The organism is Flagellimonas meridianipacifica (genome assembly GCF_003001695.1).
GTDB lineage: Bacteria > Bacteroidota > Bacteroidia > Flavobacteriales > Flavobacteriaceae > Flagellimonas > Flagellimonas meridianipacifica.
Map to the genome: position 1 here is coordinate 1026747 of NZ_PVYX01000002.1, position 16127 is coordinate 1042873.

Genomic DNA, 16127 nt, shown 5'->3' on the forward strand with positions numbered 1-16127 from the left:
AGCTTTTTTTAGAATTCAAGTCTTATAAATAGTCCTGGTTCAATTTCAAAATCCCAGTTTTCGCCATATTGGTAGGTGTTTGTTCCCAGTCCGAATTGGTACTTCTTCCAACTTAATCCAATTCTCAACCTTTGAAAGCTGAATTCGTGCACTTGGCTATTAAAATTTGTTGAATTCTGGAATTGACTGAAAAAGCCCAATTTCTCATTTAAAGGAAAGCGGTATTGGGCAAGAAGAAAAAACTCATATAATGGGTCATTTCTTAACTCCGTGGTAAAGTTGGTAGTTATTAAAAATTGTTCTCCTGCTTTTGCCCATTGTACACCAGCCAATGTACTTGCCCTGCCATCAAAAAATCGACCGCCAACGACTGGTCCGAAACCTTTCCAAAGGTCATAACCTAACACGGTGTAGGACACCAAAGAAGCATCTTCCGTCTCATAGTCAATGACCGCATCATTCAAACTAAAAATACTCAACTTGTAATCTTCTGTGAGGGGCCTGAAAAACCATGTCTCCACAACCATTTCCTCCGTTGCAAAAAAGGACTCGATAGTTGTCTGTGAGAAGCTTTTTTGTGTAAAAGCAATAAAGACAAAAAGACCTAAAACGTTTTTTAATTTCAAAACACCAATGATTTGATGTCTCAAAACTAATAGGTCAAATAGTGGTTTTATTTATAATTATTTGGGGTTAAATTATAAAAATCAATGTTTTTTATACTGGTTTGGTGTAACGCCAACTTGCCTTTTAAAATAGTTTATGAAATTCGAGGTTTCGTCAAAACCTAATTCCAAGGCTATATGCTGAATGGTGCCGTTAGATTGGTGGAGTAGGGATTTAGCTTTGAAAACAATGAACTCTTGTATTAGGGTTTTGGCTGATTTTTGAGTGGATTTTTTAACGCATTCGGATAAATAGGCTTTGCTGATAAAGAGTTGGTTGGCATAGTAGTCCAATTTGTTTTTGTAATTGGCTTCTTTTTTCAACAACCTTTCAAATTGATATGTGATTTCATTAGCACGATTTGTAAATATCTTTTTTGTTGATTTCAAATCGGAAATGGCGTTTATTTTTTCCAATAGTATGGTTAGGTAAGCATTTAGGATGATGGATTTTCTTTCGGCAGAATTTTGACTGAACTCCGAATACATTGTTTGCATAAGTTCTAAAATAGTCTGTTTTTGATGCTCTGATAGCGCATATATTGGCGAGGCATATAAATTCAGGAACGAGAAGGTGTCGTACAGAGCTATTTTACTAATCTCAGATTGTACAAATGCAGGATTGAACAATATCATAAAACCAATGGAATTCTCCGCAAATGAATTTACTTTCCACGAAGTGATTTGATAAGGCGAGGTGAAAGACAAGACATTGTTTGTGGTGTTGAATTTTGAGGTGCCTATATTTATATCCACATCATGACCTATTCCAAATGTCAGCTCAAAAAAACTGTGATTGTACGGTGGCATTTCAAAACCACTTTCTCCAAAATGGTCTTCAATCCGAAAAATATAGAAGTCGTTATTCTGTCCGGTCGATTTAATTCCAATCTCTTTTAGAAAGTCGTTTATGGATTGAAATGTTTTCATTTGGTCAAATTACCGTCAACTAGTGGTAAGAGGTAGGCAAAGCAACTAAACTTTGCAAGTACATACCAAACTGAAAATCCAAGAGGATTTTCAGAAGCCTGTCCTGGGCGTAGTTGAAGGGTAGGCGAGAACAAGCCATTACGTGTAGCCATTGTTGTGCATAGTTAATTATTCCAGAAACGAAAATTTAGATTTACACCAATTGAAAAAATCATCTTCAGAACTTTCATCTTCCATTGTTGCAGGATACTTTACAATTTCTAAAGCTGTTTTAGGAATCTCTACGTTAAATGTATCTTTTACCCATTCTTGAAAAATTACATTTGGCTTAAAATCTGGGTTTTTTTCATTTGGCGGGTTTGCAAAATCTTCTTCCCAACAAATCTCTTCATAGCCGATTGCTAAAAATTTTATGAAATCAATCATATTATCTGCTAAAACACAAACCAATGTCGAACCAGAACCAGATCCGATATGAACCACTTTAATTTCATCATTGTCTGATTTCCATAAACCACAGATTGACCCATCACCACTACGTGCAAAAGAACAAAATCTAGACCTAAATTCAGCGTCCTTATTTTCATCAAACCAATACCAAACATCTTTTTCTTGAGCTTCAAAGTCAATACTAGTACCAAAAAATTCTTTAAATCGACAAAGAAAACCTATTCTTGTTCCGTTGTCATTGTCTACATAAAATCCATTAGCTTCTATCCATTCATAAAGAAGTTTTAATTCCAACGGAATAACCATTCCATTTGGTAAAGCATTTTCTAATTGACTGTATAGTCTATTCTGCATTTCTATTTTTTTATAATTATGCATAACGGTCTCGGCTATAACTTCGTGGCCGGCGCCAGCCATTAGTTATAGCCATAGTTACTTGCTGTTTTTTATTATTTTTTTAATTCCGCCAGGATTTGTCAATTCCATTAGGTTAAGAAAATGAGTTATGGTTTGGCCAATAATTTTTCGTTTATCTAATTCCTTTAAGTCCCCTGAAATTGAGTAATTCCCTTTTTCAGTTAGAAAGGTAAGTCTAATTCCATTTTTCTTTAAAAAACTACTAGTAGGAGTTCCGAATCTCACAATTTCACTTAGATTTTCGTCGCATCTTGCAAACAGTTTTTTTGAACTTTTTTCAAATCTAGACTTTACTAGGTCGAACTCTTTGCTTCTTCCTTGTTTGTTGATATGTATGTATCCTAAATCGCAGTCCAATTTTGAGACAACGGTTTGGTTTTCCAAATGAACTTCTTGAATAATTCGTTTCGTAGAGTATCCGTCACAGTTAGGTACTCCCGTAAACATCAGTAATTCCGCATACTTTTCATTCCCTTTTTTTCTCATAAAAGGGATTGAGTCAGGCTTAAATATCTTTTTTAGTAAATCCAAATTTCAAAATTGCAGGTAACGGTCTTGGTTATAGGAGTTGTGTGGGTTAGCACTTATTTTTGCAAATACATACCAAACTGAAAATCCAAGAGGATTTTCAGAAGCCTGTCCTGGGCGTAGCTGAAGGGTAGGCGAGGACAAGCCATTACGTGTAGCCATTGTTGTGCGTTCGCTTTTATTATTCATTTATTATCTCAGGCATTGTTGGATAAGATGTCATTAGGCTGATAATTTTTGGTAGGAACCATTCTCGACAAATATCTTCATACATAGTTCCTAAGTTTGTTAATTGATGCCATAAAACAATTACTTTATCTTTTACTATTCCCCAATCTACTTCATTTTCTTTTAAAAGGTTTTTAACTGTCTCTAAGTCTATTTTTGCTTGCGGTAATACCTGCCACTCATTATGTTGCCAAATATCTAAGTCCTCTATTTGAGAAATGAAATATAGAAGTTGCGTTTTTATTTCATCCTGTTCATATTGTTTCCCTTTTTCTATTTCGTCTCGATATGTCCAAACAGGATAATCTTTGTAACCAAAAATGTGCTTGATTTCATTTTTTTGAAAAGAAAATTTTGAAAAAGCGGCAAGAAGCTTTGCCCTTTTTCCGTAGAACTTAAGTGCATTGTTGGTTATTTCAATATTCGATAGCTTGTTAAAAGCAGGTATATTAAATGTTAACGAACCTTGTTCTGTATATTTTGGATTCTGTGGTAAAATTATTTTGTCAATATAGTCGTTTACACAAACAAAATAGGTCTCTCTGTTTTTGATATCCACAACAAATAAAAGCACTGGAACACTACCTCCAAGAGATTGAATGGTAAAAATTGAAGTTGTGTCAAAAGGATATTTTACTACATCAAGTTTAGTATGTGATTTTTTGTTCTCTATCCAGACTCCTTTTGCAACATTGCCAACTTCATAAATTGTCTCTTGTTTGAGTTGTAATTCTCTGACTGATTTTACTTGAACATAAATGAACTCACCTAGTGTTTCAGCAATACCGTTGTCAACTCTTTCAAAAAGTTCAATAACTAAATCAATTCCGTAATCAGGTCTATTAAATTCTCTTATAACCCAATGTTTTGGAATTTGACTTTTGATAATTTCATATGATACGTCCTCCATTATGTGTTGAAGAACTCTTTGTTTCTTTCTAATCATTAGGGTTTGTTCTAAAGTGACGCACAATGGTCTAGTGTATGATTAGTTGTGGACTTTTCCAACGGAAAATGTCCGCCTGTACCGAAGATAGTTAATTGCAAGGATTTCCATTTTGGGAAATCCGCCCGCAATTAATTATACACCGTGTTGTACACCGTTATTTATTAGTTTCCAGTCAAATGCTTTTACCTCCAGCCCTTGATTTAGTTTTAAATTTTGGTCTTTGTATAGGTCATCCAAAGTATAAATTGAGAATTTCTGTCCATCCTTTGTCTGTCCGACAATATTGTGGAAAGTCTTTTTATTTGAGTACGAGTAGTAAGTCAGCCAACTTGATTTGTAGATTCCCCAACTCTCTGTGATTTCGTTACAAAAGTGTTGGGTAAGTATGCTGAAATCGTAAAATGTAATGTGATTCGGACAATCAATTTTTACATTTTGACCGCTCTTTATTTTGAAACTTTCAAATTTTAAATCACCATCACAGAATTCCAAAAAATCCCTAATTAAAGATTCCGCTTTCTTTTTGGAAGTCTTGGAAATAATACTTTTATCTCCATCCGAAAAATACAGTTTTAAATTCCCAGTCGAAGGATATTTTTCAAGTCCATCGCTATCATCATACTTTTCAATAATATTCCAACCAAAAGCTTTTTCTAGTCCGTATCCAATAAACCAAATCGGACTTATAACCCAGGTAATTGGTCGAAAGAGCTGTGGTTCACACATATTAATTAAACCGAGCACTATTTCCTTAAAATCTTTTACTATAGTATAGGCGAGAGCGACCAGCAGCAGGAAAAAAATAACAACAAAAAGATAAAGGACTATTTCCATAGGATTTTAATGGTGTACAACGGTCCGGCTATGATTTGTGGCGGTGTTGGAAATCCTTAGATTTCCAGCCGTGGCAAATCCAGCCGTTGATGGTTTCTAGGTTTCAAGTTAAAGAATTGCAGCTATAAATTATAGCCAATGTTACCACACGTTTTTATTTTTTTAGGTTCTCATAATATGTTCCTTTCGGATTTAAATTGAAGAACTCAAATATGTCCTCTTTAGCATTTTTGTTTTTCGGATTCCTCAGGTCAGATGCCAATTCATAAAATTCGGATTCCCAATATGGTTGATTAGAATTAGTTTTGATACAATTCTCTAATGTCTCTTTGTGGAAATTTAAAGTTGCTCCAATTGATTCTATCCTATAAGGATTTGACTTTAATATCTTTTCCCAACTTTTTGCATTTTTGTCTGGATTTTCAATCGCTAAATGCTTGTTGTATTTCTTTGTGGTGGTTTCTTTATAGATAAGTCCATATTGTAAATAAACAGTATCAAAATCTCCATAATGAATACTTTTTGAATAAGAAATGGGAAAATCATATTCTGATTCCAATAAAGGTTGGTTTCCAATTACCTCATAGTCTCCGTAAAACAAAACATTGTCCATAATATATTGAGCAGGAATAGATTTTTTTGTTTTCAGTTCTTCTAAATCAGTTTCTTTAGTTGGGCTTATGAAATGGTAAACTTTAATCACAAGAGGTTGAGTCATAAGGTTCATTATTCCATAATTTTTATTTGCCTTAAATTTTGAATCCTTTCTTAAAGGTCTCAAATCGCAAATCAGTCGTCCAAATCCATAATTTCGTCTGTCAACTTTGAAGGTAAAGAAGTCGCCTGCTTTTAGCTTTATCCTTTTTCTTTTTTTTGAAGAGAATTGTTCAATTGATTTCAAGTCTTCTGAGGTAGAGTTTTTAATGTAGTCGGCAAGCCAACTTTTTAAGTCCTCAATATTTTTGAACTTTATGTTCTCAAAATGGGTTGAATAAAATGTATTTTGAGTGGTGTGATTTCCTATGGTTATTCCATTAACTCCAAAATTAAAATAAGTGCCTATTGGTGTCTTTGACTCTAATGTTGCGGAAGTAAGTTTTTTTGGTTTGCCTTTTTGAGTTTTTGGAAGTAGAAATTCTCTGTTTTTAGTTTTCTTGTTGTATTGGATTTCCGAGTATATTAATTCAGTCGAGATAACTTGCTTTTTGATTGTGTTTTTGTCAAAGTATAAAATTGAACTCGGTCGATATGAATCTCCTTTAAGCGTGACTTTTTCCCAATTATTCGCAACTAATTCTAAACCTAAATGTTTACGTTGTTCATTGTTTAATTCAAAAGTCATATGGTTTTCTCAAATGTGTGGTAACGGTCTCGTATAACCGTCCGTTACGGGTTTTAAGTTAGGGTTTTCGGTAAAGCACTGTATTTAGCAATTCCGAGTGGATTCGGATGTAGTCGAATCCGCCGTTCCGAGCGAAGCGAACAGTGCAACAAATTGCGGTTATACATTGTTGTAGTGCGTTTTTTCATTTTTCAGATAACAGTTTTACAATATTCTGGCGATATTCCTCATCCTTTTCATTCAATTCGATAGTTCCGTTTTTTAAGTCAGGATTTAGATAAAATTCAGCGTATAGATTTTGCTCATTGTTGTCGTCATAAAACAGCTTAAATTTAAATCGACCATTTTCTAAAGTTGCGTTTTCTCGGTTTAAAGGAAATATTGTGAAAGTCAGTTTTTCAGTCGAGAATTTCGTTTGTTTAGTTTGTCCGTAAAGTTTAGAAATTACACTAATTAGTTTATCGCTTTCAGTTCCGATTGATTGTATTTCAATTCCGTTTTCTACAAATCTTGTATTATCAAGGTCATTATTCACAATTCCGGCTGGAATTCCGTCCACAATATTAATTTTTAGTCCAACAATCTGATTTTTATATTTTGCTTTACAAGTCAAACTCCAAAATCCATTGTCTATTTTTTCCTTTTTAGTGATTGTGAAAATTAAATCTTGCCAACCTTCTTCAGCGTCTTGATTTGAAGTCAGTTCAATTAGATTTTTGTTTTGACTAAATCCGAAAACGCTACTTAAAATTCCCATTATCAATATCAGTTTCTTGATTTTCATTAGGTTGCTATCAAATGCACTACAACGGTCTCGGCTATGAGTAGTTGCGTTTTATTGTTCGATTTTTCTTGTGTTCTCTGTTGTTGTCTGGAGTAAGAATTGTTCCTTGTCTTGACCAACTCGAGCAATTACTTATAGCCATTGTTGTAGCCAGTTTTTATTGTGTTGGTATTTTTCCGTTAATCCATTCTTTTTTCTGTTTTTCTGCTCCGCCGAGAAAAAGAAAGTTTTCAGTTTCATAATCAACAAGTCCAAATGCAATAACCATAAATTTTTCTCCATTTAGATAGTTCTCTTCAGGACGTAAATCTTTAACCTTAGTCAAATAACCCACAACTCTAATTTGGTCTCCAATTTCATTTTTATCATTTTTAAACATAAGAGTTGTCCAAATTCCTTTTTCTTCTCCAAGTTCTAGATAATAAAATGGTGTGTTATTTCGACTTAACTTCTCCTGCTTTATCGTTCCGTCAAATGCTATAATATCTCCATTTAACTTTTTTAGATTTTCAAAGTCGGAGGTTGAAAAATTCGTTGGGAACGATTTAGGCGTAACTTTTGTCTGTGCACTTACACAAGAAGTCATTATGATTGATAAAATCAAAATTTTTAATACTCTCATTCTTTTTGTTCAAATTGGCTACAACGGTCTCGGCTATGATTTCGTTGCGGTTGGCGGCTGGTCAGCGACGGCGTTGGCCGGTGCGATTTTCCAGCGAGCCATGCCGCGGGACGAAATCATTACTTTTTTGTTTAGTTATAAATGTAGGAAATGTTCCTTTTTTTATGCACTTGCATAGCAATGAACTATAGCCAATGTTGTGTGCAGTTTTTAAGTCCTAATCATTATTTCTCCCTTTTTTCGTTGAAGGAAATTATCTCCACCCTTTCTCTTTTTCCCTTTTCTGTACTTTAATCCACCGACTTCAAAATCCAGCTTTATCTTTGGTATTAGAGTAATGAAAATCCAACCCTCACTTGCCATATGCCCACCTAAAATTGGGGTATTTTCTTTTTCAATGAAGACAATAGATTCTATGTTTTCACTATCTAAAATGCTATTTACAAATTCCTTTACCAAATGATTTTCCACAATGTCTAATCTATAACTGTACTTCATATTAACGGTTATAAGCATTGAATATGGATTCTGATTTTTTGTCCTTCCATTTACATGGCTCAAGTCCCTACGGTTAAATCTTAGTGTGTCCGAAAGAATTTTTTGCCTCAAACTGTCAACAAAAGGTTTGATTTTTTCAGAACTAATTTTTTTCGATGGAATTTCTCGACTTTTCGATTGAGCAGTTAAGTCTGTTCCGACTAACACAATAACCGTTAGAAGAAATAAAACCGTCTTCATATTTAATCTTTTAGTTCTTCAAATCTACTTTTGGTTTTAGCGTTTGAAAAACGATATTGAGGGAAACAGGATTTTCGATTAGTTAACTCAAATGAAAGATGCGTACAAATTGCACACAACGGTCCCGGCTATGATTTCGTTGCGACGATTTCCGGAAGGAAATTGTCGGTTAGAAATCGGGCCTGTATTAACGATTATTTGTTTTAAAGTTATTAGAATACAGCAATGAATTATAGCCATTGTTGTGCTTAGTTTTTATTGTGTTTCGTACCAATTCTTTCTTTTTCTATATTCCTCAAATTCGCTATCATTCATCTTGAATAATACTTTTAAAAAGTATTTATATTTCGGTATATTTTTCTCTTCAAGGAAATCAGTTATCAGATATTGAATAAAAGGATGTTCAATATCCTCCATTTTTAAGGTTGAGTATCTTTTTCTTGATTTTGGATATTTCTTCCAAGCTCCCTTATAATTGCTGTAAATGTGGTCCGTTACTTTTGAAATAATTTCATAGAGTAAGTCAGTGGGGATATGTTCGTCAGCAATTCCAACATAATACTCTTCAATTTTTGAGTAAAACTCCCTTTTGGGCTCAATTTTATTTTCAGTTTTCCAAAATAGCATTTAAGTCAGATGTAGTTCGATATTTTCGTGTTCTTCAATGATTTCAATTATTCGGTAGTAATGTTTTAATTCCGATTTACTTTTTTCACTTCGGTGCCATTTTAGGATATATTTTTCGTCAACATCGTGAACTCCAAATCCACCATAAAGGACATCATTAAATGCGTTTAAGTTCCTTCCGATTTTCCAATTCAGTCCGAAAGTCATTTTAGATTCTACCTCTTTATAAAAGCCTTTCATATTCGAAAACTTGTTTCCGTTAATTTCGATTATTCGCATTTTGGAAAATTAAGCACAACGGTCTCGGCTATGATTTGTGGTGGTAACGGAAATCTTAGGATTTCCAGCCATAGCAAATCCAGCCGTTGATAGTTTCTAAGTTTCAAGTTAACGAATTGCAGCTATAAATTATAGCCCTTGTTCTACGCAGTTTTTTATTTAAATAAAGAGTTCCACAACTCTGTAAAAAAGGATTTCTTATTGACCACAAACCAAATTAATACAAATATCATCATCGTTGCAGTTCCAAGACTGCCAATGAAAACGTTATAACTATTTGGACGTTCCTTTTTCGGTTGGCCATACTTAACAATTCTGTAAATCCAGTACACCATTAAAAGTTCCAAAATGATGAATTCAAGAATATACATTAATACGCATTTTGGCTTTTTCTTTGACTTACTAGTGCATTTAGTTTATCCAATGTCACTTCGTTAATTTTACTCCAGTCGGCTTTTTCAAAATCGGTTGAATTTAATTTTTTTAGTCCTCGATACATTGGAATAACAATTGAGTCAAATCCACCTGAATTTGCTAAAATGAGTTTTTTGTTCTTTTGTCCGTCTATTTTATAAATCGATAGTAGAAATTCACTTTCGATTGATTTGAATTCGAAAACATACTTTTCTGGTTCCAAATTCCATTCGCATTTAGATTCAACTCCTTTCAAGGTCAAAATCAAACTTTCGGCAAGTTCAGCAGTTGGGTTTTCAGGAATTCTTGAAGCATTAAATTCCAGTTCAAATCCATCCGATTCGAACTTTGTAGGTAACCAACCATTTTTAGGTCGTCCAAAAATCAATTTTATGTTCTTTGTCTTTTTCAAAATTGCGTAGAACTTGTTTATAGCGATGTAAAATACATCGCTATACCTCCAAAATAGGAATAAAACCGATGATTAGGGTTGTTTTCTATATTAAATCTCAAAATCATCAAAAGGGTTCTTTATCTTATCAAGACTCGTTGCATTTAACTGCTCCCAACTATCGCAAAGGCCTGTTTGGCAATTTCCAGTTCTTCATTGGTAGGGACAATCAAAACCCTAACCTTGGAAGTAACATCACTGATTTCTCGAATGGAACTTGATGGTTCTTCATTCTTTTCCTGATTCAAAACAAGGCCCAAATAGTCCATATCCCTACAAACCATGTTTCGCAATACGGAAGAATTCTCCCCAATGCCCGCAGTAAACACCAAGGCATCAAAACCATTCAGTGCTGCTGTATACGCTCCGATGTATTTTTTGATGCGGTAAGCGTTCATTTCCAAAGCCAACAGGCAATCCGTGTTTCCCTTTTCAGCCTCTCTTTGGATGTCTCTCAAATCGCTATGACCTGTTAACCCAAGCATACCGCTTTTTTTTATCAACATCGATTCTATGTCAGATAGTGGGTAGCCCAGTTTTTCGTGCAAATAAAAAATAATGGAGTGGTCGATATCCCCGCTACGTGACCCCATAATGAGTCCGTTGGAAGGGGTGAAGCCCAAACTGTGGTCCACACTTTGACCATTCTGCACAGCCGTCATGCTGCAACCATTTCCCAAATGAAGGGTAATGATTTTGGCTTCTTTGTTTTGCAAGTAATCCACAGCTCTTTCGGAGACATATTTATGGCTGGTACCATGGAACCCGTAGACCTGAATGCCATGTTTTGTATAAAATTCATTGGGTAAGGCATATTTTTTGGCCTTGAGCGGAAGAGATTGATGGAATGCCGTATCGAAAACTGCGATTTGTTTCGCATCCGAAAAAATTTTCTCCGCGAGTAGAACCCCTTCCAAGTTATGCGGGTTGTGTAAAGGTGCCAAGACCGAAAGCTCTTTGATTTTTTCCTTTACTTCTTTCGTAATCAAAGTGGTGTCCGAAAAAGAATTGCCCCCATGCACCACTCGATGCCCAACAATTTCAATTTCTTTGGTTTCTTTGATGACCCCCAACTCAGAATCCAATAGAAGTTCCACAATTTTTTGAAAACCAGTTTCGTGATTTTGTACTTCGAGGGTTCTCTTCTCTTCGACCGTATTTGTTTCGTAACGTAGGATGGCGTCTTTAAACCCGATGCGTTCCACCATGCCAGAACATACTACTCGCTCCAAAGGCATGTCAATGACTTGGTATTTTATGGAAGAACTACCTGCATTTATGATAAGTACGTTCATGTTTTTATGTTACAGATTCAATCCTTGTGCCTGTATGGCTGTAATTACTACCGTATTGAAGATATCATCCACAGTACAGCCTCGGCTTAAATCATTTACAGGTTTGTTAAGTCCTTGCAGCATAGGCCCAATGGCCAGCGCTCCTGTTTCCCTTTGCACAGCCTTATAGGTATTGTTGCCCGTATTGAGGTCTGGAAAAATAAATACCGTTGCCTGGCCCGCTACCTGAGAATTGGGAAGCTTGCTCTTGGCCACCTCCATATCGACCGCGGCATCATATTGTATGGGTCCTTCAACTTTCAAATCAGGACGTTTTTGCTTAACAAGTTGGGTGGCTTTACGAACTCGTTCAACATCTTCCCCTTGCCCAGAATCCCCAGAAGAATAGGAGAGCATAGCTATTTTAGGCTCAATGCCAAAAGCCATACCCGTATCTGCCGATGATATGGCAATTTCGGCCAATTGCTCCGCGGTAGGATTGGGATTTATGGCACAATCCCCGAAGACTACGACCCGATCGGGAAGGCACATAAAAAATATGGATGACACCAGGGATATATTGGGACGGGTCTTAACGAATTGCAATGCCGGTCGTATGGTGTGTTGGGTGGTATGAATGGCCCCAGAGACCATTCCATCTGCATGACCTTTGTAAACCATCATGGTTCCAAAATACGATACATCTGTCATAAGATCTTCGGCCATGGTAAAATCCACATTCTTATGTTTTCTAAGCTCATACAGTGTTTTTGCATAATCCTTGAAATGCCCTGATTTGGCTGGGTCAATAATCGTCACCTCTTTTAGGTCAAGCTCAAGATCTAATCGTTCCAACGTATTTTTTATCTGCTCAGGGTCCCCTAAAAGTGTAATTTCGGCAGCCTTTTCATCAATGAGTTCCTTAGCTGCTGTAAGAATACGTTCATCCAAGCCTTCAGGAAGTACGATGTGCTTTTTTTCGGACTGAGCTTTTTTAAGCAAGTTATATTGAAACATTCTTGGGGTAATTCCATTGGGGCTGAAGGCCACTAATCTGGAGGTGAGTTCTTTCTCCGGAACGTATTTTGAGAAATCATGAATGGAGGTCGTAATCTTTTGTGTGTTTTCGGCGTATATCTTGGGAGTAATTGCCCCGATTCGATTGGTAATCGAAAAGGTTCCGCCATCGACCGTAACAATGGGAACTACTTCTGACAAACCCTCAATCAATTTAATAATGGAATCCTCAGGCCTTAGACCTCCTGTAAGGACTATACCCGAAACGGTAGGGTAGTTGGAGGATAAATTGGCTTGAAGCGCCCCCAATATAATATCCGCCCTATCGCCTGGGGTAATTACCAGTCCGTCTTCCTTTAAAAAGGTAAGGTAGTTTCTCAGTTGCATGGCACCTACACCAAAATGCCCCACTTGGTTATTGAGATGGGCTTCCCCAAAGAGCACTTCACCCTTAAGTTCATCCACAATTTCCTTCATAGTGGGATTCCCCAATTCGGGATTTAAAGGAATAGCCCCAATCAAAGTATCTTCCGGGAGCTCTTTTTTCAAAGCATTTTTGACCAAGTCTATATTTTCAGGTTGGATTTTGTTGGCAACCAACATCAGCACTTCCACTCCTTTATCTTTAAAGGAATCGTAGGCCAAATACATATCCCCAATGAACTCATCTAGGGTTTTGTCGACACCACTGGTAAGAACGATTGTCGGAATGCCGAGATTTTTTGCCATTAGTACATTGATGTCCCACTCAATGATTCCACCTTCACCTGTAAAATCGGTGCCTTCAACTAGTACAAAGTCGAACCGCTCCTCAATGGCCTTATACTTTTCAATAATCTTGTCAAGTACCTCATCATCTCCGTTCTTGTTGAGTTTTTTTACCACTTGGCTACGGGTGAAAGCGTAGGCATCGTCATGTCTCAAATCCAAATTAAAGTAGCTGATTACCGTACTGATGTGATTATCTTCGCCAGCTTCTTCCAAATCATCAATAATGGGTCTGAAGTATCCTACTTTGGCAATTTTACCCAACAACACCTGCATTAGTCCTAGGGAAACGATTGATTTTCCACTTTTTGGCTCAGTGGTGGCAATGTAAACGGCTTTGTTCATGAATTTTGGTTTCTGGGTTTGTAAATTTAGGGATAGAACTCCATTCTTTAGGTGTTTTGCAAGACAAAAGATGGCTAGTAATCGTTGGGACAATTAAAAAACAGGAGAGCCATTTTTACAACATCTATTTTCCGTTATACAACAATAAGTTGAATCACTGCTCATGGTTGAATTAATTTGAACTCGCTTAATCTACTGACTTTCATGATGGCTCTTCGGAGAGGTTTCTTTTTGGTATTCTTATTTACAGCTTTTCTTTCGTATGGACAATTGAGTGATTTGCATTATTTACCACCATTGAAACAAGGACAAAACAATGCAGCCATTCAACAACAGGCGGTGTATCTTTCCACACCTGAGACCACATCTTTTACAGTAAATGTCTATCAAGGCACCAACGCAACTCCTATTACTTCGTTTACTATCTCAAACACGAGTCCGGCGATATACAATCTCGCGAATGGGGATAACAATGTAACTCTGGTGAACAATGCCAATACAGGAATTGTACTTACCAATAGCGGTCTACGTTTTGAAGCCCCGGGCGGGAACGACTTTTATGTCAACTATAGAGGGCGTTCAGGGTCTCAAGCTGCTTCATTGACCTCCAAAGGTCGGGTAGCGATGGGTACCAACTTTAAATGGGGAGGTGTGCCCAATTTAGGGTCTCACCCTTCTAAATCCAATACGTTGGGTATTATGGCTACCGAGGATAACACAACAATAGATTTATTTGGATATGACCCTGACTGCGAGTTTAGGGTAGGAAGTGATAGAGCAGGTATAACAGCAGATACATATCAAATTGTCCTGGATGCCAACGAATCCTTTGTTTTTGAAACCTATATTGGAAATTCACCTACCGCAGCTCACGAAGATGGTTGGATTGGTGCAACGATTGAGTCTGATAAGGATATCGTAATCAGTAATGGGTCCTTAAATTATGGTCGTCAGGCAGGAGCTTCAAATAGGGATGCTGGAATCGACCAACCTGTGCCCGAAAATCGATTGGGCAAAGAATATGTTTTTATACGTGGAAACGGTAATACGAACGGATCAACTGAGTTCCCATTGATTATTGGTACACAAAATAACACGGAAATCTATGTTAATGGTTCTGCCACGCCTATCGCCACCATTAATGATGGTGATTTTTTTGAAATACCCAGTGGCAATTATTCTTCGAATTCCGTGGGGGCCAATATGTATGTTCAAACCTCAAAGGATGTTTATGCCTACCAATGTATGGCTGGCTCAAGCCAAGTGTACACCCAGGGATTGAACTTTGTTGCTCCCGTCAATTGTCTTTTACCTAGTTTAATGGACAATATTCCCAGTATTACCGATGCAGCTGGAATTACGATTTCTGGAGGAGTAACCATTATAGCATCGACAGTCACACCGGATGCCAACATCATCGTAACCGATTCAGGGGGAGCAGTAACACTTCCCGCTGCAAGTACAGTGGCAGGGTCTACTGATTGGAAAACATTTTACATTCCCAACCTTAACGGAAACGTAAGCGTGCAATCCTCAGGTCCGATAGCCGTAGGTTTTTTTGGTTTCAATGGAGCCCGAGGTTTAGCAGGGTATTATTCAGGGTTTGATACCTTACCCAATATAGATTTGCAAATATCCGGAAGCAGTTGTTTGCCGGGTGCGACACTACAAATAGCCAGTGGGGAATCCTTCGATGCCTATCAGTGGTATGGTGATGGGGTATTGATTCCAGGCGCAACTTCACCAACTTTTAGCGCTTCAATGGCAGGGGACTATTTTCTTAGGGTGACAAGAGGTCCATGTAGTTACGATTCAAATAATATAGAGGTCTACTATTGTAATCCTGATATTGTTTTAGATAAATCTACTACAGATTTGGTCGTAAATGATGGCGATACAGTATCCTTTGATATTACTGTTGAAAGTCTGGGAAATGACCCAGTTACCAACTTGCAAGTAACAGACCTACTGCCTAACGGTTTGGACTTTGTTTCGGCAACGGTATCAAAAGGCTCCTTTAGCTATCCCAATTGGAGTGTAGGAACAATGACACGTGGCGAATTGGTAACCATGACTCTTGTTGCTAGGGCAAAAATGACGAATATTTACCTGACATCAATGACCTATACCAATACAATTACCAACTCGCAAGATCAAACAGATAACAATATTACCACAGATAATCCATCCGTAGATGTACAGGTTAATTTTATTCCACCAACCACAGTTATTACCAATAGGCGGATTACAATCAGGGTAAATAAGAGTTGATAATCATTTTTTGGTGGACAACTTCCAACTTCAGCTCCGTATCCGTCATTTCATCGGAAAAAAGCTACAGTAAATCGATGCTAGACCTCTGAAGACACCAGTTTTTATTGGGTCTGACAACAAATTCCACCACTCTGACAAGGTATTGAATGTATCTAACAACAAATATCTGGAAATCACCTTAAAAGCCGCTT

At 36.8% G+C, this 16127-nt stretch carries 16 protein-coding genes; 1 reads left to right on the forward strand and 15 read right to left on the reverse strand.

Annotated elements, in window-relative coordinates:
- Window positions 1-8: 8 nt before the first annotated feature.
- The 15 genes from CLV81_RS14765 to pta form a co-directional block, all read right to left on the reverse strand.
- Complete coding sequence (locus CLV81_RS14765) at window positions 9-626, reverse strand: hypothetical protein (RefSeq protein WP_146129905.1); 618 nt, start codon at window positions 624-626, stop codon at window positions 9-11.
- Between the two features lie 81 nt (window positions 627-707).
- Window positions 708-1595: a helix-turn-helix domain-containing protein gene (locus CLV81_RS14770; protein WP_106145886.1), complete on the reverse strand. Its 888-nt coding sequence runs from the start codon at window positions 1593-1595 to the stop codon at window positions 708-710.
- 168 nt (window positions 1596-1763) lie between these two features.
- Window positions 1764-2399 (reverse strand): SMI1/KNR4 family protein, encoded by a 636-nt coding sequence (locus CLV81_RS14775; RefSeq protein WP_106147601.1) that lies wholly within the window; start codon window positions 2397-2399, stop codon window positions 1764-1766.
- Between the two features lie 78 nt (window positions 2400-2477).
- Window positions 2478-2948, reverse strand: a complete 471-nt coding sequence (locus CLV81_RS14780; protein WP_106145888.1) for a hypothetical protein — start codon at window positions 2946-2948, stop codon at window positions 2478-2480.
- Between the two features lie 223 nt (window positions 2949-3171).
- Entirely contained in the window at window positions 3172-4164 is a 993-nt protein-coding gene (locus CLV81_RS14785) for a DUF4365 domain-containing protein (protein ID WP_106145890.1), read from the reverse strand.
- 135 nt (window positions 4165-4299) lie between these two features.
- Window positions 4300-5001, reverse strand: a complete 702-nt coding sequence (locus CLV81_RS14790; protein WP_106145891.1) for a hypothetical protein — start codon at window positions 4999-5001, stop codon at window positions 4300-4302.
- A gap of 154 nt (window positions 5002-5155) precedes the next feature.
- Complete coding sequence (locus CLV81_RS14795) at window positions 5156-6343, reverse strand: immunity 26/phosphotriesterase HocA family protein (protein ID WP_106145893.1); 1188 nt, start codon at window positions 6341-6343, stop codon at window positions 5156-5158.
- 184 nt (window positions 6344-6527) lie between these two features.
- Window positions 6528-7127, reverse strand: a complete 600-nt coding sequence (locus CLV81_RS20725) for a hypothetical protein (protein ID WP_211298014.1) — start codon at window positions 7125-7127, stop codon at window positions 6528-6530.
- A 157-nt stretch (window positions 7128-7284) separates the two neighbouring features.
- On the reverse strand, window positions 7285-7749 hold the full coding sequence (locus CLV81_RS14805) for a hypothetical protein (protein WP_146129906.1): 465 nt from the start codon (window positions 7747-7749) through the stop codon (window positions 7285-7287).
- Between the two features lie 210 nt (window positions 7750-7959).
- Window positions 7960-8487, reverse strand: a complete 528-nt coding sequence (locus CLV81_RS14815) for a hypothetical protein (RefSeq protein ID WP_106145899.1) — start codon at window positions 8485-8487, stop codon at window positions 7960-7962.
- A 255-nt stretch (window positions 8488-8742) separates the two neighbouring features.
- Window positions 8743-9114, reverse strand: coding sequence for a hypothetical protein (locus tag CLV81_RS14820; protein ID WP_106145901.1), 372 nt, complete (start codon window positions 9112-9114; stop codon window positions 8743-8745).
- A complete protein-coding gene (locus tag CLV81_RS14825; protein WP_106145903.1) occupies window positions 9115-9393 on the reverse strand; it encodes a barstar family protein in 279 nt (92 codons plus the stop codon).
- A gap of 370 nt (window positions 9394-9763) precedes the next feature.
- Window positions 9764-10219: a hypothetical protein gene (locus CLV81_RS14835; protein ID WP_106145906.1), complete on the reverse strand. Its 456-nt coding sequence runs from the start codon at window positions 10217-10219 to the stop codon at window positions 9764-9766.
- Window positions 10220-10362: 143 nt separating this feature from the next.
- On the reverse strand, window positions 10363-11553 hold the full coding sequence (locus CLV81_RS14840; RefSeq protein WP_106145908.1) for an acetate/propionate family kinase: 1191 nt from the start codon (window positions 11551-11553) through the stop codon (window positions 10363-10365).
- Between the two features lie 9 nt (window positions 11554-11562).
- Window positions 11563-13662, reverse strand: coding sequence for a phosphate acetyltransferase (gene pta, locus CLV81_RS14845; RefSeq protein ID WP_106145910.1), 2100 nt, complete (start codon window positions 13660-13662; stop codon window positions 11563-11565).
- Window positions 13663-13866: 204 nt separating this feature from the next.
- Between pta and CLV81_RS14850 the strand changes: the two genes are divergently transcribed.
- Window positions 13867-15933, forward strand: a complete 2067-nt coding sequence (locus tag CLV81_RS14850) for a DUF11 domain-containing protein (protein WP_245912043.1) — start codon at window positions 13867-13869, stop codon at window positions 15931-15933.
- The last annotated feature ends 194 nt before the right edge of the window (window positions 15934-16127 follow it).